Below are 4,867 nucleotides of genomic sequence, written 5' to 3'. Positions count from 1 at the left end.
CTTAAGGGAAAAGTATGAATAATTCAGGTTGTTGGTCAGTTTTTATTTTGCAAAATTTGCTTGACTTTTTGTGAAATCGGTTTATAGTTTTAAAAGTAAACTATACTTTTATTAAATAAATTGATCCTTTTGGATCTAGGAGATCATGATGAAATCAAGTAAAAAATTTATCCTGTCAATTATCGCACTTTTTGTACTTATAATTTTAGGCGGTTGCGGTACCACAGCTGCCAAGAAAACCACAACATACGCACCCAAAGAACTGACAGTTCAATTTGTGCCTTCACAAAATGCCACGACGATCGAAGCCAAAGCTAAGCCATTAGAAAAGCTTTTGGAAAAAGAACTGCACATCCCGGTCAAAGTCAGCGTTTCAACAGACTATAATACGATCGTAGAAGCGATGGGCTCAAAAAAAGTCGACGTTGGTTTCTTACCGCCTGATGCCTATGTCTTGGCACACCAGCATTATCAGTCTAAAGTCTTACTTTTAGCCCAACGATACGATGTCACAGGTGCCGACGATCATAACAGCAAAAAACTAGTGGACTTTTATCGTTCACAAATTTTGGTACGCAAAGATAGCGGCATCAAAAAATTAGCTGATCTGAAAGATAAGAAAATTGCTGTTCAGGATACCACTTCTACTTCTGGCTGGATCTTTCCAGCCGTCGGAATGTATAAAAACGGGATCGATATTAACAAAAACAACATTACCACTGCTCAGATCAAAGGTCATGATCAAGGGGTCCTTTCCGTCTACAATAAAAATACCGATGCAGCATTTGTGTGGCAAGGAGCACGTAATCTAGTAAAAAGTGACGTACCTAACATCATGAACGAAGTAGTACCAATCTATACCAGCGCTAAGATCCCTAATGACACCATCACGGTGCGCGGTGATATGAATGCCAAATGGCAGAAAAGAATCTCACAGGCCTTTAAAAAAGTCGCACAAACTAAAAAAGGCCACGCGATCGTTGCAGATGTCTACGGTCATGAAGGCTACACTTCTGCTAAAGACAGTGATTTTGATATCGTGCGTGAATATAACAAAACTGTCAAAAAATTGGACGAATAAACATAAAGATGGCAGTTACTATAATTACCTGTGATGCTCACACTAAGTAATTATAGTAACTGCCATTTTTTTACTCTCGTTATTTACTTTCTGATCTGGCCATCGCCTAAGATCACGTATTTAGTCGTTGTCAGTTCATTTAAGCCCATCGGACCGCGAGCATGAAGTTTTTGCGTTGAAATGCCGATCTCCGCACCAAATCCAAACTCAAACCCATCAGTAAATCTCGTTGATGCATTAACGTAAACACAAGCAGCATCGATCCGGTCGGTAAAATCACGACTATGCTGATAGTCTTTGGTAATGATCGCTTCGGAATGTTTCGTGTTATGCTGATTGATATGCGCGATCGCTTCGTCCAAGGAATCAACAACTTTGATCGCCATAACATAATCGTTATATTCAATATCCCAATCTGCTTTTGTTGCTGGAACTGCCTGAGCGCCAAGAATCTCACAAGCTCGCTTATCACCGCGCAGTTCAACATTATATTTATGCAAAGCACGCGCAACAAGCGGCAAAAATTGAAAAGCGATCTGACTTGAAACGACTAATTTTTCAGCCGCATTGCAAACAGAGGGGCGCTGGGTCTTAGCATTAACCACAATGTCGCAGGCCATTTGCAGATCAGCTGTTTCATCCACATAAATATGACAGTTTCCGGCGCCTGTTTCGATCACCGGGACCGAAGCATTCTTGACCACCGTTTGAATCAAACCGGCCGAGCCTCGTGGGATCAAAACATCCAGGTAATCCGTCAACTGCATAAATTTCTGCGCTAAATCATGAGAAGTTTCTTGAATGATTTGAACTGCGTCGAGTGGTAATCCTTGTTCTTGTAAAACATTGCGAATAACCTGAGCTAATTTGATATTAGTCTGCAGTGCCTCTTTACCTCCACGCAAAATCACTGCATTCCCTGATTTAAAACACAAAGCTGCGGAATCGACCGTCACATTAGGCCGTGCTTCAAAAATCATCCCGATCACTCCCAGCGGAACACGACGCTGACTGATCTGTAAGCCTGCTTTAGTGGTCCAGCCGCGTTCGATATTGCCAATTGGGTCCGGCAAGCTCGCAACTTGGCGCACTCCTTCAGCCATCGCTAAGATCCGACCTTGATCTAAAGTCAAACGATCAACGAATTTAGATGCCAAACCGGTAGCATGTTCAACGTCATATTGATTAGCTTTAATGATCTCTGTCGTGTTTTTTTCTAATGCAAGAGCGATCTGCTCTAGTACTTCATTTTTTTGAGTGGTCGTCAACTGCGCCAAAGTAAGCGAAGCTTGTCGTGCTTTAGCACCCATCTCTGCCAGTAATTCTGTCATTTAAATTACCTCTTTATCTTCATCTTTTTGCGCGCTAACAAAGAGTGTCCCGATCGGTTCATTATTCATGATCTTAAAAATGATCGACGGGTTAGCACCATTTGCCAAGACCATCATTTTATTATTAGCTAATATACTTTGAGCCGCTTTGAGTTTAGTTACCATGCCGCCAGTTCCTAGTTCAGTCCCTGCTCCGCCGGCTCGACGGACTGAATCTTCGGTGATCTCATGCAAAACATCGATCAATTTCGCATCGGCAAACTTGTGCGGGTTCTTAGTATAAAAACCGTCAATATCCGAAAGCATCACTAATAGATCAGCGTTCGATCGTGTCGCAACGATTGCGGAGAGCTGATCATTATCGCCAAACCTGGTACGGTGATCTAATTCGTCGACCGCAACCGTATCGTTTTCATTGACGACAGGGATCACGCCCCACTCCAGCAATTGCTCCATCGTGTGATGAACATGTTCGCGACTTTCAGGAAAGTCTAAAACATCGTGAGTCAATAAAATTTGGCTGATTTTCTGCCCGTAAACTGCAAAACGCTGTTGATAGACAGTCATTAATTCACTCTGACCGATCGAAGCCAGTGCCTGTTGTGCCTGAATTTCTCTGGGTCGCTTAGTGAGGCCCAATTGTCCCATGCCAACGCCGATTGCGCCGGACGAAACTAAAATCACTTGTTTACCTTCATTGACCAAGCCCGTTAGTGTATAACTCAACTGGTCGATCGCTTGTAAATTGATCTTACCATTAGGGTGGATCAAGGAACTAGTCCCAATTTTCACTACGAGCCGCTGCACATTTTCCATGTGGCGGATTGACTTCATGTTTATTTCCTCCAATTTTCAAGTAACACCCCCATTCTACAACAAGACAGCTATCTTGACACCGTAATTATTAAACTTTATTAATTTTTCCACTTGTTTTTTCTGATTATCTATGCCAGAATGTTTAAGAGCAAATAACCGGCGTCAGAGAGCGCCATTTGGAGGAATTGAATATGGAACAAGTGCATCGTACTGTCGAAACAACAGCAAAGGGCAGCTTTACTAAGCAGCAAAAATGGGTCACTGCTTCAACCGCAGCGGGTTTTACCCTTGAAAACATGGATATTATGTTTTTGTCATTTTCGCTGGCTTCTATTATTGCAGAGCTAGGTATCTCAAGCGGCCAAGCTGGTTTGATCGGATCATTGACTAACATTGGAATGTTGGTCGGTGGGGCCTTATTTGGCATTATCGGTGACCGGTATGGTCGTGTGAGGACATTTTCTTACACGATTTTTATTTTTGCCTTGGCAACAGGGTCAATGTTTTTTGCCCATTCGCTGCCAATGATCTACTTGATGCGCTTTTTAGCCGGGATCGGTGCAGGCGGTGAGTATGGGGTCGGAATTGCTTTACTGGCAGAAAACTTTCGCTCTGACCAAATCGGCCGGATGTCTTCGATAGCCGCAATTGGCGGTCAAGTCGGAGCAATTTTTGCCGCTATCATGGCAGCTTTGATCATTCCGCATTTTGGCTGGAACGCTTTATTCTTATTAGGGATCATCCCAGTAATCTTGACTTACTTTATTCGTCGCCACGTCACTGAAACACCTGATTTCATCGCGGCACAAAAGCAGGAAAAAGCCACACATAATAAACCATCTTTCAAGCAATTATTTGATACGCCCCACAAAGCCGTTCAAACTTTAGGTTTAATGGTCATGACTATCGTACAGATCGCCGGTTATTTCGGCTTAATGAACTGGCTGCCAGTCATCGTGCAAAAACAACAAGGTTTGTCTGTATCTGGTTCATCATTATGGATGGTTTCCACGATTTTAGGCATGAGTTTAGGCATGGTAGTTTTTGGACAGTTGATGGATAAATTAGGACCGCGTGTTTCATTTGCAATTTTCTTATTGGGATCGGCATCCGTGATGTTTGCCATCCTCTTTGCCAAAACAAACGCATCAATGCTGCTCATCGGTGCGATCATTGGCTTCTTTTCAAACGGAATGTTCGGCGGTTACGGTGCTGTGATCAGTCGTTTGTATCCCACAGAGATCCGTTCCACCGCGAATAATCTGATCATGAATGTCGGGCGCGCAATTGGCGGTTTCTCATCAGTTGCCATCGGGCTTTTGATGGATCACTTTAACTTAGCTGTTACCATGAGCTTCTTATCCGCTCTATACATTATCAGCTTCTTAGTCATGATTTCATTGCCGGGTTTTCGCCAGCTGACACCAAATCAGAATAACTAAATTAAAATTAAATCTTAAAAAGAACGCTGCACCATAACGTGAAATAAAAGCTCACGTTATGGTGCAGTTTTTAATATCAGAATAACCAACTGAAGAACTTTAAACCAGCTATATTTCTGCGATACTTTTAGCCAGTTTTGTCAAATTGGCTAAGACTTTCCCATATTTCTAGCCGATTTTGACTAATTGGCTAAAAC

4 protein-coding genes are annotated in these 4,867 nt (G+C 42.6%); 2 read left to right on the top strand and 2 right to left on the bottom strand.

Annotated elements, in window-relative coordinates; translation table 11 throughout:
- Positions 1-148: 148 nt before the first annotated feature.
- Positions 149-1,081 (top strand): phosphate/phosphite/phosphonate ABC transporter substrate-binding protein, encoded by a 933-nt coding sequence (locus FC65_RS08750; protein WP_056972386.1) that lies wholly within the window; start codon positions 149-151, stop codon positions 1,079-1,081.
- Positions 1,082-1,164: 83 nt separating this feature from the next.
- Here FC65_RS08750 and FC65_RS08745 read toward each other — a convergent pair whose 3' ends face one another.
- The gene (locus FC65_RS08745; protein WP_056972385.1) at positions 1,165-2,412 is read right to left on the bottom strand and encodes a glutamate-5-semialdehyde dehydrogenase; all 1,248 of its coding nucleotides are present in this window, start codon (positions 2,410-2,412) and stop codon (positions 1,165-1,167) included.
- Positions 2,413-3,246, bottom strand: coding sequence for a glutamate 5-kinase (proB, locus tag FC65_RS08740; RefSeq protein ID WP_056972384.1), 834 nt, complete (start codon positions 3,244-3,246; stop codon positions 2,413-2,415).
- Between the two features lie 173 nt (positions 3,247-3,419).
- Here proB and FC65_RS08735 point away from each other — a divergent pair, with 173 nt between their 5' ends.
- Positions 3,420-4,670: an MFS transporter gene (locus FC65_RS08735; protein ID WP_056972383.1), complete on the top strand. Its 1,251-nt coding sequence runs from the start codon at positions 3,420-3,422 to the stop codon at positions 4,668-4,670.
- The last annotated feature ends 197 nt before the right edge of the window (positions 4,671-4,867 follow it).

Origin of the sequence: Ligilactobacillus acidipiscis DSM 15836 (assembly GCF_001435755.1) — a bacterium.
GTDB classification, from domain to species: Bacteria; Bacillota; Bacilli; order Lactobacillales; family Lactobacillaceae; genus Ligilactobacillus; species Ligilactobacillus acidipiscis.
This window is presented reverse-complemented; position numbering and strand designations above follow the sequence as displayed.

Bases quoted from the DNA above. Each gene is read 5' to 3' on its own strand.
- FC65_RS08745 (WP_056972385.1), bottom strand. From the start codon at position 2,412: ATGACAGAATTACTGGCAGAGATGGGTGCTAAAGCACGACAAGCTTCG.
- proB (WP_056972384.1), bottom strand. From the start codon at position 3,246: ATGAAGTCAATCCGCCACATGGAAAATGTGCAGCGGCTCGTAGTGAAA.
- FC65_RS08750 (WP_056972386.1), top strand. From the start codon at position 149: ATGAAATCAAGTAAAAAATTTATCCTGTCAATTATCGCACTTTTTGTA.
- FC65_RS08735 (WP_056972383.1), top strand. From the start codon at position 3,420: ATGGAACAAGTGCATCGTACTGTCGAAACAACAGCAAAGGGCAGCTTT.